The organism is Bradyrhizobium sp. CCBAU 11361 (assembly GCF_028128935.1).
Taxonomy (GTDB): domain Bacteria; phylum Pseudomonadota; class Alphaproteobacteria; order Rhizobiales; family Xanthobacteraceae; genus Bradyrhizobium; species Bradyrhizobium niftali.
The window spans coordinates 88,334-106,619 of record NZ_LBJZ01000178.1; the positions used below are offsets into that span (position 1 = coordinate 88,334).

Annotated in this window: 17 protein-coding genes; 11 read left to right on the top strand and 6 right to left on the bottom strand. The window is 63.9% G+C overall.

Annotation, left to right across the window (positions count from 1 at the left end; all coding sequences use genetic code 11):
• Positions 1-633 precede the first annotated feature (633 nt).
• Positions 634-909 carry a hypothetical protein gene (locus XI08_RS22315; protein WP_271575979.1) on the top strand — a complete coding sequence of 92 codons (276 nt, stop codon included), beginning with the start codon at positions 634-636 and terminating at the stop codon, positions 907-909.
• Between the two features lie 177 nt (positions 910-1,086).
• On the opposite strand, the gene XI08_RS22320 is transcribed toward XI08_RS22315, so the two are convergent.
• The 4 genes from XI08_RS22320 to XI08_RS22335 all read right to left on the bottom strand — a co-directional run bounded on the left by XI08_RS22320 (position 1,087) and on the right by XI08_RS22335 (position 5,209).
• Positions 1,087-2,115 (bottom strand): ABC transporter permease, encoded by a 1,029-nt coding sequence (locus tag XI08_RS22320; RefSeq protein ID WP_271575980.1) that lies wholly within the window; start codon positions 2,113-2,115, stop codon positions 1,087-1,089.
• A gap of 12 nt (positions 2,116-2,127) precedes the next feature.
• Positions 2,128-3,630 (bottom strand): sugar ABC transporter ATP-binding protein, encoded by a 1,503-nt coding sequence (locus XI08_RS22325; RefSeq protein WP_271575981.1) that lies wholly within the window; start codon positions 3,628-3,630, stop codon positions 2,128-2,130.
• A 21-nt stretch (positions 3,631-3,651) separates the two neighbouring features.
• Positions 3,652-4,674, bottom strand: a complete 1,023-nt coding sequence (locus XI08_RS22330) for a sugar ABC transporter substrate-binding protein (protein WP_271575982.1) — start codon at positions 4,672-4,674, stop codon at positions 3,652-3,654.
• A 136-nt stretch (positions 4,675-4,810) separates the two neighbouring features.
• Positions 4,811-5,209 carry a globin gene (locus XI08_RS22335; RefSeq protein WP_271575983.1) on the bottom strand — a complete coding sequence of 133 codons (399 nt, stop codon included), beginning with the start codon at positions 5,207-5,209 and terminating at the stop codon, positions 4,811-4,813.
• Positions 5,210-5,689: 480 nt separating this feature from the next.
• Between XI08_RS22335 and XI08_RS22340 the strand changes: the two genes are divergently transcribed.
• From XI08_RS22340 to XI08_RS22380, 9 genes are all read left to right on the top strand, one after another.
• A complete protein-coding gene (locus XI08_RS22340) occupies positions 5,690-6,064 on the top strand; it encodes a DUF2946 domain-containing protein (protein ID WP_271575984.1) in 375 nt (124 codons plus the stop codon).
• 84 nt (positions 6,065-6,148) lie between these two features.
• Positions 6,149-8,608 (top strand): TonB-dependent receptor, encoded by a 2,460-nt coding sequence (locus tag XI08_RS22345; protein ID WP_271575985.1) that lies wholly within the window; start codon positions 6,149-6,151, stop codon positions 8,606-8,608.
• A 41-nt stretch (positions 8,609-8,649) separates the two neighbouring features.
• A complete protein-coding gene (locus XI08_RS22350) occupies positions 8,650-9,171 on the top strand; it encodes a copper chaperone PCu(A)C (RefSeq protein ID WP_271575986.1) in 522 nt (173 codons plus the stop codon).
• Positions 9,171-9,602: a hypothetical protein gene (locus XI08_RS22355; protein ID WP_271575987.1), complete on the top strand. Its 432-nt coding sequence runs from the start codon at positions 9,171-9,173 to the stop codon at positions 9,600-9,602. Before XI08_RS22350 ends, XI08_RS22355 begins: the two co-directional genes overlap by 1 nt.
• 20 nt (positions 9,603-9,622) lie before the next feature.
• On the top strand, positions 9,623-10,141 hold the full coding sequence (locus tag XI08_RS22360) for a YcnI family copper-binding membrane protein (RefSeq protein WP_271575988.1): 519 nt from the start codon (positions 9,623-9,625) through the stop codon (positions 10,139-10,141).
• Positions 10,141-11,697: a copper resistance CopC/CopD family protein gene (locus XI08_RS22365; protein ID WP_271575989.1), complete on the top strand. Its 1,557-nt coding sequence runs from the start codon at positions 10,141-10,143 to the stop codon at positions 11,695-11,697. The genes XI08_RS22360 and XI08_RS22365 overlap by 1 nt, the downstream gene beginning before the upstream one ends.
• A gap of 152 nt (positions 11,698-11,849) precedes the next feature.
• Positions 11,850-13,169: a proline--tRNA ligase gene (gene proS, locus XI08_RS22370; RefSeq protein ID WP_271575990.1), complete on the top strand. Its 1,320-nt coding sequence runs from the start codon at positions 11,850-11,852 to the stop codon at positions 13,167-13,169.
• A 73-nt stretch (positions 13,170-13,242) separates the two neighbouring features.
• Positions 13,243-14,523, top strand: coding sequence for a lipoprotein-releasing ABC transporter permease subunit (locus XI08_RS22375; RefSeq protein WP_025575620.1), 1,281 nt, complete (start codon positions 13,243-13,245; stop codon positions 14,521-14,523).
• A gap of 7 nt (positions 14,524-14,530) precedes the next feature.
• Positions 14,531-15,235 carry an ABC transporter ATP-binding protein gene (locus tag XI08_RS22380; protein ID WP_271575991.1) on the top strand — a complete coding sequence of 235 codons (705 nt, stop codon included), beginning with the start codon at positions 14,531-14,533 and terminating at the stop codon, positions 15,233-15,235.
• Positions 15,236-15,366: 131 nt separating this feature from the next.
• Here XI08_RS22380 and XI08_RS22385 read toward each other — a convergent pair whose 3' ends face one another.
• The gene (locus XI08_RS22385; protein WP_271575992.1) at positions 15,367-16,446 is read right to left on the bottom strand and encodes a zinc-binding alcohol dehydrogenase family protein; all 1,080 of its coding nucleotides are present in this window, start codon (positions 16,444-16,446) and stop codon (positions 15,367-15,369) included.
• A gap of 108 nt (positions 16,447-16,554) precedes the next feature.
• On the opposite strand from XI08_RS22385, the gene XI08_RS22390 reads away from it, so the two are divergent.
• Positions 16,555-17,343 (top strand): helix-turn-helix transcriptional regulator, encoded by a 789-nt coding sequence (locus XI08_RS22390; protein WP_271575993.1) that lies wholly within the window; start codon positions 16,555-16,557, stop codon positions 17,341-17,343.
• Here the strand turns inward: XI08_RS22390 and XI08_RS22395 are convergent.
• Entirely contained in the window at positions 17,338-18,228 is an 891-nt protein-coding gene (locus XI08_RS22395) for a DMT family transporter (RefSeq protein ID WP_271575994.1), read from the bottom strand. The genes XI08_RS22390 and XI08_RS22395 overlap by 6 nt on opposite strands.
• Positions 18,229-18,286 lie beyond the last annotated feature (58 nt).

The window sequence follows — 18,286 nt, forward strand, 5'->3', positions numbered from 1 at the left end:
GAACGCTGTTTCGGTCTCGCGCAACGTCGCGGTTACGGCGAGCATTCCGAAAATGTGATTCAGCATTGTGATACGCATGACATCATTCCTCGTACACAAAAACCACGGAACGACTTGAAACACTCGTGCTTGGGCGCGCCAGGGCGCGCATCTTCCAGCAATATGCGATGCATCAAACGCCTGACGGCGTATGCGGGAATCGAAATGAGGCGCAGTGAAAAAGTTGCGATGAGGTATTTCTTGAAACCTCCTTGCGAATAGAACGCTAGCACAACCGTCCAGTGAGGACCAGCCTTGGTCATTATTTTGCGTGCTATGGGCCGGCGCATACAAACGCGCTTGGCAGTACGACGGTGTTTCCGGCAGAGATATCGATATCTGATGGGATGAGCCGTGACTCGCTTCGTCTGGAAATGTCCGGCAGCGCCACTACTTTGCCGGGAATGCAGGGGTGATCGGCCTGCTCGCCTCGATCCTGGTGTGGGTCAGTTCCTATACGGCGTATTCGTGAGCATGGAGGCTAACTGGAGCAGGCCGCGCTAAGGCGGGGTCGCCCAGGCGCGGACAACACCGGTGTTTCTGCTATAGTGCGACATTCGAACTCGCGGGGCGGCTGCTTCAAGGGTTGAAATCATGCACAGAGCATCTGGATCATTACTGTTTGCCTTTGCTTTTATGCTTTTTGGTCCGCAAGTGCGGGCGCAGCAAATTCCGGCCGAAACGATTCAGGGAATGCTGGCGGCCCAGATCCGCACACAAGGCTTCACTTGCGAAAAGCCACTCGGCGCAAAGAAAAATGCGAGGTTGTCTCAACCTGATCGCGACGTTTGGGTTCTGAAATGTAGCAACGCCAGGTTCAGAATTACCCGCGTCCCCGACATGGCGGCAAAGGTCGAACCGCTCCCCTGAGCTCTGTGCTCCCTACGGGATCGGCGCCATGATGGCGTTGTGCTCCTGTCTTGCCCGACGAGTCAAACGTCGGCGCGGTCGCACTTGCGCAATCGCGGGTTTGGTAAGCGGCTGAATTTCCTCACAGTTTCTACTGTGCATGGGGTTGTTTTCGCAGTTTTTGTTTTTGAGGGCGGTCTACTCCGCCGCTTTCTCCCGCAGCCGCTGCGCATAGACGTTGATGACCAGCGCTGCCAGCAGGATCAGGCCGCGGATCAGGATCTTCAGGAAGCTGTCGATGTTGACGTGGTCGAGGCCGTTGTTGAGGACGCCGAGCACGAACAGGCCGACGATGGTGTTGCCGATGCCGCCGCGGCCGCCGAACAGGCTGGTGCCGCCGACGACGACCGCGGCGATGGAGTCGAGCAGATAGGTGTCGAACTCGTTCTGCTGCGCGCTGCCGAAATGCGCGACGCCCAGCATGCCGCCGATGCCGGAGCACACCGCCGAGATCACCATGACGGCGCCGAGGATGAGCTTGACGTTGAGGCCGGAATATTCGGCCGCCTCGCGATTGCCCCCGACCATGTAGACGTAGCGGCCGAAGCGCGTGTAGGTCAGCACCAGGTGGCCGCCGAGCAGCATGATGGCCGCGACGATGACGATCCATGGGATGCCGCCGATCGAGCCGGAGCCGAGCGTCGTGATCAGGCCGGGGACCTTGTAGGCGATCTGGCCGCGCACCAGCAGCGCCGAGATGCCGGCCGCGATCTGCATCATCGCCAAGGTCATGATGAAGGAGGGGATGCCGATCACGGTCAGTCCCAGCGCATTGACGAGGCCGAGCAGGGCGCAGAGGAGGATCGACAGGATGATCGCAACCGCGCCGGGCAGGGGGATGTTGGCGATGTTGACGTAGGACTCCTGCAGCGTGAAATAGGCGACCGCGATGCCGGTGACGTTGGCGATGCTGGCGATGGAGAGGTCGATCTCCGCGCAGAGGATCACGAAGGTGAGGCCGACGGCGATGATGCCGGTCACCGACACCTGCGTCAGGATGTTGCCGAGATTGTCGAGTGTCGCGAAGGAGGGGCTCGCAAAGCAGAAGAAGCCAGAGAGGAAGATCAGGGTCAGGAACGGTGCTATGTTGCGCATCTGCGAGCGCAGGAAGGGCGCGAGACCACGCGCCCGATGAGCTTCAGCAAAGGCCGTCTCACTGCTCGCCATTGTGCTTCTCCGTCACGCCGCTTCCAGCAGGCGGTCCTTGCTGACCGGTTCGTTCTTGAACTCCCGCACCACCGCGCCGCGCTTGAGCACGAGGATGCGGTCGGCCAGCGACAGCACCGTTTCCGGCTCGGTCGACAGCACGATGATGGCGAGCCCCCTGGCGCGGAGGTCGCGGACGATGTTGATGACGTCGTTCTTGGCGCCGACATCCATGCCGCGGGTCGGCTCGCACAGCACCAGCAGTTTTGGCGGATAGGTCAGCCATTTCGCCAGCGCGACCTTCTGCTGGTTGCCGCCGGAGAGCATGCCGAGATCGAGGCCGACCACGGGCGGCCGGATCTGGAGCTGCTCGACCTGTCGTTTGGCGATGTCGCGCTCCTGCGCTGGCTTGAGCAGCAGCGATGAGATGCGGCCCAGGATGCTGATCGAGATGTTCTTGTAGACCGGCTCCTGGTGGAACAGCATGTCGCGCCGGCTTTCCGGCACCAGCGCCACGCCCGCGCGCCGGGCCGCTGCCGTGCTGGCGAAGGTCTTGGGCGTGCCCTCGACGGCGAGCGTGCCGCCGTCCGGCTTCAGCTTGCCGAACAGGATGCGCGACAGCTCCTGCTGGCCGCAGCCCATGAAGCCGTAGATGCCGAGCACCTCGCCGGCACGCGCCTCGAAGGAGATGTCCTTCAGGCTGCGGGCCAGCGAAAGCTGGTCGACCTTCAGGATCACCGAGCTGTCGCTCGGCTGGGGCAGCATCAGATCGTCGGTGTAGCTGTGCTCGAGCACTTCGCCGCCGCGGCCGATCATGGCCTCGATCAGCGCGCCCTTGCTGGTCGCAGCGCTCGCTGTCTCCGCGACCTTCCGTCCGTTGCGGAACACTGTCACCGTGTCCGACACGAGCAGAATGTCCTCGATGAAATGCGAGATGAAGACGATTGCAGTGCCTGCCTCGCGCAGGCGCCTGAGCGTCGCGAACAGCCGCTCGACCTCGGGCGGGGAGAGGGCGGAGGTCGGCTCGTCGAGGATGACGATGCGGGCGCCGGAGAACAGCACGCGGGCGATCTCGATCAGCTGCTGGAGCCCGATCGGAAGGTCGCCGAGCCGGCTCATGGGATCGACGTTGATGCCGAAGCGGGCAAGCTGCTCGCCAGCCTCGCGCGCCATGCGCCGCCACTGTACCAGGCCGAGGGCGTTGGTCGGCTGGTTGCCGAGGAAGACGTTCTCGGCGACCGTGAGGTCGGGCGCGACGCTGAGTTCCTGATGCACCATGGCGATCCCGGCCGCATGCGCGTCGCGCGCCGAGCGGAAATGGGTCTCCTTGCCGTCGACCAGGAAACGGCCGGTGAATTCGGTGTGCACGCCGGCGATGATCTTCATCAGCGTGCTTTTTCCGGCGCCGTTCTCGCCGACGAGACCGTGGATCTCGCCGGGATGAAGCGCGAAGTCGACACCACGAAGCGCCTCGACGCCGCCGAAGCTCTTCGTGATGCCTTGCAGTTCCAGGATGGGCGAACGATCCTCTCGCATGAAAGTTCAGATCTTGGAGGCTCAGATCAGGAAGTGATCCTGCATCCACTGCATTCCGGCGGCGTTGGCCTTGGTCACGACCGGGCCGTCGGTGACGACGTTCTTGGGGATGCCCTGTCCGCTCTTCTCGCCGCCGACCACGGCGGAAACGCCCGCGATGATCGCGCCGCCATGGATGCGGCAGGACGGATTGCGCACGGTCGCGAACATGCGGCCCTCGCTCACCGCCTGGATCGCGGGTGGCATCGCGTCGACGCCGCCGATCAGGATGTTGGTGCGATTGCGCGCCTTCATGATGTTCGCGGCGGCGAGCGCCATGTCGTCATTGTGGAAGAACGCCGCGTCGATCTGCGGATATTTGGTCAGATAGGTTTCCCAGAGGCGCGCGGTCTTGGAGACGTCCCAATCGGCGGGCTGGGTGTCGAGCACCTCGATGTTCGGGAATTGCTTGACGACACTGTTGAAGCCCTTGGCGCGCCCTTGCGCGCCGGTATGGCCGAGCGCGCCCTGTGTCATGATGATCTTGCCCTTGCCGCTCATGGCGTTGCACAGCGCCTGCGTCACCGAGGCGCCCATGAACTCGTTGTCGGGGGCGAGGAAGGAGTGGACGTTGATCTGGTCGAGCGGAGCAATCAGCGTGTCCATGTCGATCACGGGCGTGCCGGCATCGATCATCTTCTGCACGGGCTGGGTGAGGGTGCCGATGCCGAAGGCCTGGATCGCGACGAAATCCCATTTCTGTGAGGCCATGTTGTCGATCGCGGCGCGCTGCTTCACCGCATCGAGCTGGCCGTCGAACCAGGTGACTTCGACGTTGAACAGCTTGCCCCAGAATTCCGCGGCCTGCTTGCCCTGCGCGCACCAGGTCGCCTGGAGACCTGCGTTGGAGAACGCCGCCTTCAGCGGCTTCTCGGATCGTCCGACTTCGGCTGCAAGGGCGGGGTTTATGCCCATGCTGCCGAGGATGGCAGTTGCGGCGCCGGCGGTCGCTGCCGCCTGAAGAAGATCGCGCCTCGTCGTCGAGAAATCTTTCGTCCCGGACATCGCTCGCTCCCATAAATTTAGTCGGCGCGTCATTGATTGCGCGACCGATGTCCGAAAGTGTCTCACAAGAGTTGATGCCACTCAATCTGCAATCAGTCGCGAGATCGCCGCAGCCGCGTTGGTGCAGCGCAAAGCGTCAGGCCTGAGCGGCGGCGTATATGTCGACGAGCAACGTGTCCCAGGCCTGCGCGATATCTGGCGCCCATTCGGCGCCGAGCAGCTCGCGCAGCGTATCCCTGATGACGGCGAAGAAGGCGATGAACAGCGCGCGCGGCGTGCCATAGGCATCGTGCGAGACGACCTCGCAGGCGATCAGCCGGAAATGTCCGCTGCGTTCGCCGGCGAAGTCGAGGATCGCCTCGATCGCCAGCGCAAGCATCGATCCCTTCACGAGCTCGCTGCCTTGCGATCGGAACATCGCTCGCGTTTCCGGGTGCTCAGTGAAAAGACGTTGGTAGACCAGCGGCGAGAGATCCGCGCAGCGCAAAGCCGCGCGTTCAAAGCTCTGTTCGACCGGATTGGGGGAGACATTCATCGGCGTAAGCGCCATGCAGACAAAAAAAGAGCGGGGCCCTAGCCCCGCTCAAAAATTGTGTCGACCCTATTATCCCCGATTCTAAGATTTGCTCTTGATTGACGGGGCGACGCTGCGTTTTGCGCGCCAGGGGCTCCTCCCGAGACTTGGACCACCAGACTTCGACCTCTCGGCCAGCCTGAGCAAGAGGGATGCTAGATCAACTTTTCTCACTTGTCATCATTTTCAGCAACGATTGTTCAAAATAAGAGCAGCTAACGAAACGATCGGGCTCTTGGCCGTGTAAGCATATGACAAATATAAGAAATCTTCGGATGGGCGGGGCGGGTCGGCTGCCTCAAATGCCGGACCCGACCCCCGATGGGGCGCTCCGACCACAGCTTTCGGCAAATTTGCGCTGGACCAAGCGGGCGGCGGAACTGACCTCGACTCGGGTCCCGGCGAGGTGTTTAGTTAGCGCACGAACGAATGGTTCGGTGGATGCGCGCTCGGCTGCAAAAATTCCTACCCCTGGTCCTGCTCGCCCTGGTGATGCAGGTGCTGGCGCCGATTGCCGCCTGTTGGGCGGCCGGTCAGGCTGTGGCCGATCCGCTGTCTGCCGCCGTCATCTGCCACAGTGCGAATGAACAGGGCGGCCTGAACGATCAGACCGGCACCCCAACCGCGCATGGCACTGCGTGCGCGCTCTGCTGTCTGGCCCAGGCCAACGCGTCGCTCGATTCGTCGCCAGAGGTTGCGCTGGCCGCTCCCTTCCGCCACGCCGAGCGCGTGACGTGGCACGTGGCGGATACGTCCGCTGTTTGCGTCCATAAGGGCGGAAACGCCCAGGCGCGCGCGCCTCCAAGCTTTTCCTGACGACCCTCGGTGTCGCCGCGGTCCGTCCGCTGGCGATTGACGCTGTCGAACAGCCGGGAAGAGAGCCGGCGTCAGGAATGCCTCATGTTACGTTGTCATGCCCGCCGCGGCGTGAGCGTCGTTGCCGTTCAGGCCGCGCTGCTTGCGTCGTCGAGCGGAGCCTTCGCCCAAAGCAGCAATGCAGTGCTGCCGCCGGTGACCGTCGACGCGCCCGCCGCAGTTCAACCCAAGCCACGCAAGCCGGCGGTGAGTACGGCCGCCGCCAGGAGCCGGTCGGCAAAGCCCGCCGGCGAGCGGGCGGCTCCCACCGTCACGGGCGAGCAGGGGGCGGGCGGTGCCCGCGCATCACTGGAGCCGCCGGTTGCGGTGGCGCGCTATCAATTGCCGCAGCGGTCATTCAGCATAACCGCGAAGGAGGTGGATGAGACCATCAACCTCAAGGACCCCGAGGACGCCGTCAAATACATGCCGAGCCTGTTGGTGCGGAAACGCAACGACGGCGACAACCAGGCGGTGCTGGCGACGCGAAGCTGGGGCGTGAACTCGAGCGCGCGCACGCTGATCTATTACGACGACCTCCTCATCTCGGCGCTGATCGGCAACAACAACACGAACTCCTCGCCAAGGTGGAACCTGATCTCGCCTGAGGCGATCGGTCGGGTCGACTACCTCAATGGCCCGTTCGCCGCAGCCTATCCCGGCAACTCGATCGGCGGCGTATTGCTGATCTCGTCCAAGATGCCGGACAAGCCATTTGCGGTCGCCAAGGAAACGGTCTCGGTGATGCCGTGGAATCAGTACGGCACCAAGGACACCTACGTGACCAGCCAGACCAGTGCGGCCGCGGGCAATCGCGACGGCAGACTGTCCTGGCTTGTCAGCGCCAATTATCTCGACAGTTTTCAGCAGCCGCTGACCTATACGACGAGCAGCACGATCCCGGCCGGTACGACCGGCACGTTTCCCGCGCTGAACAAGCAAGGCGTTCCCGCCAATGTTGTCGGCACGGGCATCCTCGCGCATTCGCAGCAGACTTCCGGAAATATCCGCCTCGCCTATGACGTGACGGCGCAGGTGCAGGCGACTTATTCATTCGGGATCTGGAACAACCATCAGGTCTCCGATCCGCAGACCTACCTGCGGTCGGCGGCGACCGGGCTGCCGACCTTCAACAACATCACGACCTTCGCGAACGCCAAATATATCTGGGACCAAACCCATGTGAGCAACGCGGTCGCGATCAAGAGCGACACCAAAGGCACTTTCGATTTCGATCTGTCGGCCTCGAGCTACAACTATCTCGAGGACACCCAGCTCAACCCCTATACCGTAACTCCCACCGGCGTCGGCTTCTCGCAGAACGGCAAGATCCAGCGCATGGACGGCACCAACTGGCAGAACGCCGACGCCAAGGGCATCTGGCGTCCGCTCGGTTACGGCGGGGCGCACGAGATCAGCTTCGGCATCCACGGCGACCGGTACCGCCTGGAAAACCCGACTTATGGCTCGGCCGTCTGGTATCAGGCCTCGACCGGCACGGGACAGCTTTACGCGAACAGTCAGGGGGAAACCCGCACCGGCGCGCTCTGGCTTCAGGATGCCTGGAAAATCCAGCCCAATCTGAAGTTGACCTTGGGCGGGCGGCTGGAGACCTGGCAATCGCTCGATGGTCAGAACGTCGTGACCTTGGCGAGCGGGGCGGGTGTCATCACCTCGTCGTTCACGAAGAACCAGCCGGGCCTTGCGTCGACGAATTTCTCGCCGAAGGCGTCGCTCTCCTACGACCCGAACAAGGATTGGAATATCACGGTCAATTTCGGCGAGGCCTATCGCTACCCGACGGTTCTCGAACTCTATCAGAACGTGACCGTCGGCAATACGATCACGGTGGCCAATCCTTTCCTGAAACCCGAGCAGGACTTTACCGGCGAGCTCAATATCGAGCGTCACTGGAATGATGGCCGAGTCCGGTTGACCCTGTTCAGGGAGCGGACCAACAACGCGATCATCGCGCAAACCAACATGATCAACGCGACCCAGAGCGCAACCACGTTCAGCAATGTCGATGCGATCCAGTTGCAGGGTGTCGAGTTGTCCGCCGATAAGGACAACGTTCTCATCAACGGTCTACAGTTGTTCGGCAGCGTGACCTATGTCGACTCGCGAATCCTGGCCGACGCGGGCTGGGCCGGTGTCGATCCTCTGACGAATCTTGCCACGACCGTCGTCGGCAAGCGCGTGCCCTACGTCCCGGACTGGCGTGCCAAATTGGGCGTCACCTATCGGCCGAACGAGAACTGGGCCTATACCGTTGCCGCACGCTACAGCGGCAAGCAGTACTCGACGCTGGACAACACCGATCGTGTCTCCCACGTCTACGGCGCGTTCGATAACTTTTTCGTTGTGGACTTGAAGATGCACTATAACGCGACGAAGAATCTCGCGTTCGACTTCGGCATCGATAATCTCTTCAACGAGCAGTATTTCCTGTTCCATCCGTTCCCGGGGCGAACCTTCGTTCTCGCCGGCAAGTACACGTTCTGATGGATGGGATGATGTTCACGACGACAAGAAAGGCAAACGACATGAACAAGCTCTCACGCATGCTCACGCTCGCAGCGCTCTCCGCCGCAATGTTTGCAGCCCCGGTGCGCGCCGACGACGTCAAGGCCGGCGATCTCGTCATCTCGCAGGCCTGGAGCCGGGCGACGCCTGGTGGCGCCAAGGTCGCGGGCGGCTATCTCACCATCGAGAACAAGGGCACAGTGGCGGACAGGCTGGTCAGCGTTTCCGCCGATATCGCCGGCAAGGCCGAGGTCCACGAGATGGCGGTGGACAATGGTGTGATGAAGATGCGTCAGCTCGACAAGGGGCTGTTGATCGAGCCGGGCAAGACCGTGAAGTTCGCGCCCGGCGGCTATCATTTGATGCTCCAGGAGCTGAAGGGTCCGTTCAAGCAGGGCGACAAGGTGCCGGTGACGCTTCAGTTCGAGAAGGCCGGCAAGGTCGCCGTTTCCCTGGACGTCCAGGGCGTCGGCGCGCAGGCGCCCGGCGACGGCGGGCACATGATGAAAAAAATGCCTGATCATTCGGGAATGAAGATGTGATGAAACGGATCAAGTCCCCGATGACCTTGCCTCGAAATTTCGTGGGCCTTGCGCTCGCGATGGCTGCGTTGCTGTCGGTTGCCGCGACACCGCTTGCTGCGGCGACCGACGACGACAGTTTCTTCACCCATCTGCACACCGAGAAGGCGATGGCCAATGTCACGGTCTCGCCGGGCCGGGCTGGTCCGGTCGAGATCGCGATCCAGCTCGAGACGACGGACGAGGCGCCGCTCAAGGCTAAAGCCGTGTCGGTGACGCTCGTGGACCAGTCTGGCAGGAAGCTCGCGCCGGTCGAGGCTTCGCGCGACGGCGAGGACAGCTGGCATGTGAAGGTCGCGCAATTGACGCCGGGACGCTGGATGCTGGGCCTCGGAATTTCGATCTCCGAGGCCGATCATGTCAGCATTGAATCGCCGATCCTGATCAAATGACGTTGTCGAGGGTGCTGAACATGTCGAAGAGATCCTGCCTGATCCTGATCGCTGCACTCGCCGCATCGCCGGCGTCGGCGCATATCACGCTGGAGACCAAGCAGGCGGCGGTTGGCTCGTACTATAAGGCCGTCTTCGCCGTGCCGCACGGCTGCAAGGGCTCGCCCACGGTGAAGATCCGGGTGCAGATTCCGGAGGGCGTGATCGCGGTGAAGCCGATGCCGAAGGCGGGCTGGAGCGTCGACGTGGTCGAAGGCAAATACGCCAATGAGTACGATTATCACGGCAACAAGCTCTCCTCCGGCGTCAAGGAGGTGGCGTGGTCCGGCGGCAAGCTGCCGGATCACAATTACGACGAGTTCGTCATCAGCAGCTTCCTCACCGAGAGCCTGAAGCCGAACTCGATTCTGTACTTCCCCGTCGTCCAGGAATGCGAGACCGGCGTCAGCCGCTGGATCGAGATCCCGGCGGAAGGGGCGGGGCATTCGCACGAGGGCAAGTCGCCGGCACCTGGCCTGAAGCTGTTGCCAAAGCCCTGATGCGCCTGCTGGCCGCGCTCGCGACGCTGCTTCTTGTTGTCGGCTTCGCGACCGGCGCCTTTGCGCATGCGGCGATCGTCGCGGTCGAGCCGGCGAGCGGCAGCATGCTTGCGACCGCACCGAAGGCGGTGGAGTTGCGCTTCAACGAGGCGGTGACGCCGGGCGCGATCCGGCTGATCGACGGCGCGGGCAGGGCACGGGACGATGCGCGCGTCAGCGCATCGGGCGAGACCATCTCGGTCGCGCTGCCGGCCGACCTGCCGCAGGGCACGGCGGTTGTGAGCTATCGCGTGATCTCGCAAGACGGCCATCCCGTCGCGGGATCGGTGATCTTCTCGATCGGCATGCCGACGGGAACGCAACCTCCTGCCACTACGGATAGCGGATTGAACGCGCTGATCTGGCTGGTGCGAGTCGGTCTCTATATCGGGCTGTTCGTCGGTGTCGGCGGTGTGTTCTTTGCGCGCTGGATTGCATGGTCGATGACAGGAGCCGCCGTGGCGCGTGTCGCGCTCGTGGTTGGCCTGCCGAGCGCTGTTGTCGCCCTTGGCGTCCTGGGCCTCGATCTCCTCGGCCTGCCGCCAGCGGCTCTCGCGACCGTTACTCCCTGGAAGGTTGCGTCCGCGACGAGCGCCGGTCCCGCAGTGCTGGTCGCCGTCACCGCGATGCTGCTGGCGATGCTGGCGCTGCGTGGTGCGTGGTATGCGCGGGCGCTTGCGGCCATTGCGTTTGTCGGCGTCGGCTTGTCGCTGGCCATGACCGGACACGCCGCAACGGCACCGCCCGAAATGGTGACACGGCCGGCGATCTTCCTCCACGGCCTCGGCGTTGCGTTCTGGATCGGGGCGCTGGCCCCGCTCGCTGCACTCGTCTCGAACCCGGCGGCGGCATTGCCCGTCGTCAACCGCTTCTCCCGGATCGCGGTGCCTGTCGTCGCGATGCTGGCATTGACCGGTCTTGTGCTCGCGGTCGTCCAGCTCGAAAAGCCGGCGGCGCTGGTCGAGACCCGCTACGGCCTCATCCTCTCGATCAAGCTCGCGCTGGTCGCTGCACTATTGGCGCTGGCCGCGCTCAATCGCGTTCGCCTGACCCCGGCGCTGGCCCAGGACGAGGCGGCTGCGCCGGCGCTGAAGCGCTCGATCCTGCTCGAATGTGTGATCGGCCTCGCGATCCTTGCCGTCGTCGCCGGCTGGCGCTTCACGCCCCCGCCGCGGACAATCGTTCCGGAGACGCCTCTGGCGATCCACATCCACACCGACAAGGCGATGTTCCAGGTCCTGGTCTCGCCGGGCAAGGCCGGCGTCGATGACTTCGTGCTCCAGCTCATGACCGGCGAAGCGACGCCGCTGGCGGCCAAGGAGGTGACGCTGACCCTGAGCCTGCCCGAGCGCGGTATCGAGCCGCTGGAGCGGGACGCTTCGCTCGGGCCGGACGGCTATTGGCACGTGCGCAAGGTCGAGCTGCCCTTTGCCGGCCGCTGGCATGTGCGGATCGATGCGCTGGTGACCGACTTCGAGAAGATCACGCTCGAGGACGAGCTCGAGGTGACGCCGTAAGGGGCACTGCTGCGGTTCAAGCTGAACCTGAAGTCGACGGAAAAATGACAAGGAATTCCGCCGTGTTAGCGGCTTTTCCTCATTCCCGGTCTTGTGTTTTCGCTCCCAATCCGGTTTCACTGCAACCCCTCACTGATTCTCAGAGTGTTGCCATGCGGTTGTCGCGATTCTTTCTGCCCATCCTGAAGGAAAATCCGAAAGAGGCGGAGATCGTCTCGCACCGGCTGATGCTGCGCGCCGGCATGATCCGGCAGGAGGCGGCCGGCATCTATGCCTGGCTGCCGCTCGGCTTCCGCGTGCTGAAGAAGATCGAGCAGATCGTGCGCGAGGAGCAGGACCGCTCCGGTGCGCTGGAACTGCTGATGCCGACGCTCCAGCTCGCCGACCTCTGGCGCGAGAGCGGCCGCTACGACGCCTACGGCCCGGAGATGCTGCGCATCGCCGACCGCCACAAGCGCGAGCTGCTGTACGGGCCGACCAACGAGGAAATGATCACCGAGATCTTCCGCGCCTATGTGAAGTCCTACAAGAACCTGCCGCTGAATCTCTATCATATCCAATGGAAATTCCGCGACGAGCAGCGCCCGCGCTTCGGCGTGATGCGCGGCCGCGAATTCCTGATGAAGGATGCCTATTCCTTCGACCTCAACGAGGCGGCGGCGCGCGTCGCCTACAACAAGATGTTCGTCGCTTACCTGCGCACCTTCGCGCGGATGGGGCTGAAGGCGATCCCGATGCGTGCCGAGACCGGCCCGATCGGCGGCGATCTCAGCCACGAATTCATCGTGCTCGCCGAAACCGGCGAATCCGGCGTGTTCATCAATCGCGACGTCCTGGACCTGCCGGTGCCCGGCGAGGACGTCGACTATGAGAGCGACCTCACGCCGATCATCAAGCAATGGACGTCGGTCTATGCTGCGACCGAGGACGTGCACGACGCCGCGCGGTTTGAGCAGGAAGTGCCCGCTGACAAGCGCGTGAACACCCGCGGCATCGAGGTCGGCCAGATCTTCTATTTCGGCACGAAATATTCCGAGCCGATGAAGGCGATGGTGGCGGGGCCCGACGGTGTCGACGTGCCGATCCATGGCGGCTCCTACGGTGTCGGCGTCTCGCGCCTGCTCGGCGCCATCATCGAGGCCTGCCATGACGATGCCGGCATCAAATGGCCGGAAGCTGTCGCGCCGTTCCGCGCGGTGGTGCTGAACCTCAAGCAGGGCGATGCCGCGGTCGATGCGGCCTGCGAGAAGCTTTATGCGGAGCTCCAGGCCAGGGGCGTCGACGTGCTCTACGACGACACCGACCAGCGCGCCGGCGCCAAATTCGCCGCTGCCGACCTGATCGGCATCCCCTGGCAGATCATGATCGGGCCGAAGGGGCTCGCCGACGGCAAGGTCGAGCTCAAGCGGCGCAGCGACGGCTCACGCGAGACGATGTCGCCTGCGGACGCGGTCGCCCGGCTGGTCGGCTGAATATTGTTCATCGCCCGATATCGCGGCCGCCAATCCGGCCACAATTGACCCCGAATCATGGGATTATCGAGCGATGGATGAGACCATGACCGAAACCGTGAAAACCGCGCCTTTTGCGCCATTCGAGTGGATGCTGTCGGGGCGCTATTTGCGGGCGCGCCGCAAGGAGGGATTCATCTCGGTCATCGCCGGGTTCTCCTTTCTCGGCATCATGCTGGGGGTGGCGACGCTGATCATCGTCATGGCCGTCATGAACGGCTTCCGCAAGGAGCTGCTCGACAAGATCCTGGGGCTGAACGGCCACATCCTGGTCCAGCCGCTGGAATCGCCGCTGACCGACTGGAAGGACGTCGCCGACCGCATCAGCCAGGTCCAGGGCATCCGACTTGCCGCGCCCGTGGTGGACGGCCAGGCGCTGGCGTCCTCGCCCTGGAACGCCTCGGGCGTGCTCGTGCGCGGCATCCGCTCCGACGACCTCAACAACCTCACCTCGATCGCCAAGAACATCAAGCAGGGCTCGCTCGAAGGCTTTGACGACGGGCAGGGCGTCGCGATCGGCCGGCGCCTCGCCGACCAGTTGTCGCTGCACGCCGGCGACAGCATCACGCTGGTGGCGCCGAAGGGCGCGGTCACGCCGATGGGCACGACGCCGCGCATCAAGCCTTACAAGATCGTCGCCGTGTTCGAGATCGGCATGTCCGAATACGATCTCGGCTTCGTGTTCATGCCGCTGGCCGAAGCGCAGGCCTATTTCAACCGCAGCAACGACGTCACCTCGATCGAGGTGTTCACCACCAATCCCGACAAGATCGACGCCTTCCGCAAGGCGGTGACGGAAGCGGCGGGCCGCCCGGTGTTCCTGGTCGACTGGCGGCAGCGCAACTCGACCTTCTTCAACGCGCTCCAGGTCGAGCGCAACGTGATGTTCCTGATCCTGACCATGATCGTGCTGGTCGCCGCACTCAACATCGTGTCCGGCCTGATCATGCTGGTGAAGGACAAGGGCAGCGACATCGCCATCCTGCGCACCATGGGCGCCTCGCAAGGCTCGATCATGCGCATCTTCCTGATCACGGGCGCCTCGATCGGCGTGGTCGGCACGCTGGTCGGCTTCTTCGTCGGCCTCGTGATCTGCCTCAACATCGAATCGATCAGGCAATTCCTGTCCTGGCTCACCAGCACCGAGCTGTTCTCGCCGGAGCTCTACTTCCTGTCGAAACTGCCCGCCGAGATCGACGTCGGCGAGACCACGGCCGTCGTCATCATGGCGCTGACGCTGTCGTTCCTGGCGACGCTGTATCCGTCGTGGCGCGCTGCGCGCCTCGATCCAGTCGAAGCGCTCCGGTACGAGTGAGGGGCTGATGGAGCAGCAACAGGGGGCTGAGGATGTACCGGTCATTTATCTCCACGAGATAAAGCGGCAGTACTTGCAGGGCGAGGTGCCGCTGACGATCCTCGACAACGCTAAGCTCGCGCTGTGGGCCGGGCAATCGGTCGCGCTGGTGGCGCCGTCGGGCTCGGGCAAATCGACGTTGCTGCACATCGCGGGACTGCTGGAAGCGCCCGATTCCGGCGAGGTCTACGTCAATGGCGCGCCGACCTCGCAACTGCCCGACATCGAGCGTACGCAGCTGCGCCGCACCGACATCGGCTTTGTCTACCAGTCGCACCGGCTGCTGCCGGAGTTCTCGGCGCTGGAGAACGTCATGCTGCCGCAGATGATCCGCGGCCTGAAGAAGTCCGAGAGCGTCAAGCGCGCCAAGGAGATCCTGGGCTATCTCGGCCTCGGCGACCGCATCACCCATCGCCCGGCGGAGCTGTCGGGCGGCGAGCAGCAGCGCGTTGCGATCGCGCGCGCGGTGGCCAACGCGCCGCGCGTGCTGTTTGCGGACGAGCCGACCGGCAACCTCGATCCGCACACGGCCGGTCACGTCTTCCAGGCCCTGATGCAGCTGGTCAAGGCGACCAAGGTCTCCATGCTGATCGCGACCCACAACATGGAGCTGGCCGGCCGCATGGACCGGCGCGTGTCGCTGTCGAACGGCCAGGTGGTCGAGCTCGAATAACAAAACTGCGAAAACAACCCCATGCACAGTAGCCGGCCGTGGCCGGCTACTGTCGGGGGTGAGGCGGCCCAGCCATCTGACATCGCAAGCAGACCGGCGGCGATCGCGTATCGCCGCAGCCTCACGGCCATTTACGGCCGGATCATCGTCATGCTGAACGGGCCGGCGTTGGCGGCCGCGTACGCCACGGCCTCGTTGGCGTGGTCGAGATCGAAGTCCTTTGTCTCGTAGTGATCGAGGCGTAGAAGCCCCGCGCGCACCAGCGCGATCAGGCGGACGGCTGCATCCGCTGGATACATCCACACGCCGTGGATGGTGATGCATTCGCGCATGATCCAGTTGTAGGGCAGCTCGAGACCCGCGCCGCCCTGCATGTTGACGCCGCCCATCAGCACGACGCGGCCGTAAGGACGCACCGTCATGATCGCGGCGCGCACCACCGTCGTCGCGACCGAAGGCGGCATGATGTCGAGCACGCAATCGATCGGGCCGGGTGCGGCGCGCTTCATGCGCGCGCAATCGTCGGCCTCGTTGCCTGTCAGCTTCACGGGTCTGACGCGTTTGCCGTAACGACGCACGAGTTCGGCCAACATCGCCTCGTTGCGGCCCGGCGCCACCACGCAGGCGGCGCCCATCGCGAGCGCCACCGCCACGGCGGCGCTGCCGAAATTGCCGGTCGCGCCGCTCACCAGCACGGTCTCGCCGGGCTGGAGTTTGGCAGCCAGGAAGCCGCCATACGGCACCAGCATGTTGCCCAGCGCGCACCATTGACTGGCCTCCGCTGCGCTGATCTGGCCGAGCCGCGTCACGTTCTCGGTCGGCACCCGCATCTGCTCGGCGAACGAGCCGTCGTGAAAATACTTTTCGAGCCGCATCCCGCCTTCGCCGCGGGCACTGACGCCCTGCAGGTGGATGTCGGGAGCGATCGCGTCGTCGCGCGCGCGCACCGTCGGTCCGCATAGCACCCAGTCACCGATTGCAAGTTTGGTCGCGTCCGGGCCGATCGCGCGCACCCGGCCGACCCCGCCCGCGCCGGGGACGACGGGGAGGTCCAGCGCGTATTTGCGTTCACCACTCAACACCTCGTTCGTATACGAGATCACGCGGGTGGCAACGATGTCGACGATCACCTCGCCGGTGCCAAGCACCGGTGCGGGCACGTCCCCAATCACCAGCGGGGATCCGAAGGACTTCAGTACGGCAGCTTTCATGATGTTCACCTCAGAGATGGGTGATACCCATATGCGGCGCCCTTGAAGGGGCAAGAAGGCCTGGTATTATCCTAGTATTCTCCAGACCCTCCATCGAGGACACTCATCATGGCCGACCCTCGCCGCGTCGAATTCGGCGACTTCCTGAGGTCCCGCCGCGAAAAGCTGTCGCCGAAGACCGTCGGGCTTCCGGCAGGGCTCCGGCGGCGCACCGCGGGCCTGCGCCGTGAGGAGGTCGCCCAGCTCGCCGGCATCGGTGTCGACTGGTACATCCGTCTCGAGCAGGGCCGTACCGTCAGCCCGTCGGTGACCACCGTCGACGCGCTGGCCCGGGCGCTGCGCCTCAGCAAGACCGAGCACGCGCATCTCAAGGCGCTGGCGCGCGACGGCGACAGACGGGCGTTCACGCGCGAGATCGTGCCGCCGCCGATCCTGCGGCTGATCGAGAGCCTGCCGCATCCGGCCTATATCACCGGGCGGCGCTGGGACGTGCTGGCCTGGAACGAAGCCGCCGAGCAGGTTTTTGCGTTCGGCCGGTTGCCGGAGGAGGATCGCAACACGATGCTCCTGATGATGACCAACAAGCAGACGCGCAAGGCTTACGGCGCGGGCTGGGCGGAGGTCGCCAAGCGCATGGTGGCGATGTTTCGCGCCACCCACGACGTTTGGGCTGGCGATCCCGCCTTCGCGGAATTGCTGACGCGGCTGCGGCAGGGCAGTCCGGAATTCGTCAAATGGTGGGAGGCGCACGAGATCCGCAGCACGTCGTCGGGCCTCAAGACCATGTCGCATCCGACCCTCGGCGTGCTGCATTTCGAGCACACCAGCTTCCAGGCCAACGACGATCCCGCGCTGAAGCTCGTGATCTACACGCCGGTCAGGGGCGGCGGCTCATGAGGCCGAGCGTTGGCTTCCGGGGGGTAGGTTGGCCCGAACGCTCGGTCTGATTTGTGTCATGGCGACGCCGGAGATCGCGAGCAGCCCACCGACGATCAACTTCGGGGTTATGCGGTCGCCAAGGAACAGCACGCTCGACATCAAGGCGAACACCGGAAGCAGCAGACCGAAAGGTGCGACGCGGCCCATGGAGCAGCGCGCGATCAGCCAGAACCAGAGGCCGAACCCGACAATTCCTCCGATGAAGATGGTATAGGCGAGGGCCAGCCAGCCACGTTCATCCGCCGTGACGAGGCTCGCCAGCTGTCCATACTCAAGGAGCAGCGACATCACCATGACCTGCGGCACCGTGAGCAGCGACGACCATCCCATCAACATCAGGGGATCGAAAGGGCCGTAGCGCTTCGTCAGAACGTTGGACACCGCGAAGGCGAAGGCTGCCCCGACCACGAGCAGCAGCGGAAGCGCGTTTGCCGCCTGGCCGGGCTCCGCCGCCAACACGACCACGCCGACGAATGCGAGCGCCACACCGGCGGACGTGGTGGCAGACGGCCTCTCCGCGAGCAGCGGCCAGGCGAGCAGGACGGTGAAGGGCGTGGCGAGCTGATAGGCGACCGCCGAGATGCTTCCCGAGCCGAGCCCAAGGCCAACATAGAAGAGCCCGAAATTCAGTCCGCCAAGGAAAATCGAAATGGCTGCGACGGGGCCGACCTCGTGGCGCGCGGGCCTCTTGACGAACGGAACGAGCAGCAGCGCGATGGCCAGGAAGCGCAGCGCGAGGAAGAAGAGAGGCGGAAACTCCGTCACGCCCACCTTAATGGCCACGAACTGGTAACCCCAGAGCAGGGGAACGACGACCGCGCAGACGATCTGGATGGCAGACATGGCATCCTTCCTTTCAAGACCGATCGGTCCAAATATTGGCGCGCGACAATGGCGCAAG